This is a genomic window from Pseudotabrizicola sp. (assembly GCF_030684215.1).
In the GTDB taxonomy this organism is placed as follows: domain Bacteria; phylum Pseudomonadota; class Alphaproteobacteria; order Rhodobacterales; family Rhodobacteraceae; genus Pseudotabrizicola.
On record NZ_JAUXOV010000034.1, the window covers coordinates 1 to 1,326 of the forward strand.

Consider the following 1,326-nt stretch of genomic DNA (forward strand, 5'->3'; position numbering starts at 1 on the left):
CTTCTGTGGTTGCCGTCCTTGAAGCAAGAGGATTTCGACGTCTGGGTCGGATCGAGTGCGGTCTTCTGTCAGGCCTCGTATTGCGGCTTTCTTGAAGGCCGCAGGCCGATATGGAGATCAGCATGATTGGGTCCAAATCTATTCAGCGAGCTGCAGGGCTCGTAGCCCCTAACTGGTTTTCCCATTCCTGATCTGTTCGATCATTTCCCATATAGTCAGCGTCTTCTCACTCCGTCTTACCTTCTACACAGATGAACGGCTCATGCCGCCACCCGTGTAGCAGGGTCGTGGTAATCAACATTACTCGTCAGCATGGCCCAGAGTTGACGGGCCATTTTGTTTGCCAAAGCGATTGCCGCCAGCATTTTCGGCTTGCGATGCATCAGCCGCCCAAGCCAACTCTGAGCCGCCACATTGCGGGCACCTCGCCCTATGACACGAGACATCGCTCCGATGATGAGCAGCCGTCTGATGTCGGTCTGGCCGGCCTTCGACACACGCCCCAAGCGCTCTTTCCCTCCTGAGGAATGTTGTTTTGGAACCAGTCCCAGCCACGCGGCAAAGTCGCGTCCGGAACGGAACTCCTGCATGTTTGGAGCGAATGCTTCAACGGCAAGAGCAGTCATCGGTCCCACACCTGGCATCGTTTGCAAACGGCGAGCAGTTTCACTTGCGGATGCCAAAGACGCCAACAGTTTAGTCTTTGCCGTGATGCGATCGGTCAACGCGTCGATCAGGGACAGAATGTCGGTGCATTCATCCACCAGCAGCTTGGGCAAACTCGCTCCATGTTCAGCCAGCCATGCAGTCATACGTGTCGTTTGGTTCATGCCAATAGGAAACACGACGCCATATTCGTAGAAGTTGGCCCGTAGGGCATTCATCAATTCCGTGCGCTGCCGAACCAGCCTCTCTCGTCCTCTAAAGACCGCCGCGCGGCAATGACGATCGCCTCAGCATCAGCGGCATCGTTCTTTTGCCTTTTGACGAAGGGACGAACATACTGCGGGGCAATGAGCCTGGCCTCGTGACCAAAAGACTGAGCTTCCCGAGCCCAATAACTGGCGCTCCCGCAGGCCTCAAAGACCACGAGACTGGCAGGTAAACTCGTCAAGAATGCGCGAAACTGCTCTCGGCTAAGCTTTTTCCGGTAGACAACGTCACCCGAAGGGGTCGCGCCATGCACCTGAAAAATGCGCTTAGCCAAGTCCACGCCAATGATCATATCCTTCATAGACCGTCCTCCACTGAATGTGCTGCAGGACAAGCATCGCACAGATGCAGCCTGCGGATACGGGGGCGGACGGCAACCACCCCATCTATTCA

General features: G+C 55.7%; 1 pseudogene. It reads right to left on the reverse strand.

The annotated features are described in order from the left end of the window. Window positions 1-260 precede the first annotated feature (260 nt). Window positions 261-1,234: pseudogene (locus Q8K08_RS05230) on the reverse strand (IS110 family transposase). Window positions 1,235-1,326: the final 92 nt, after the last annotated feature.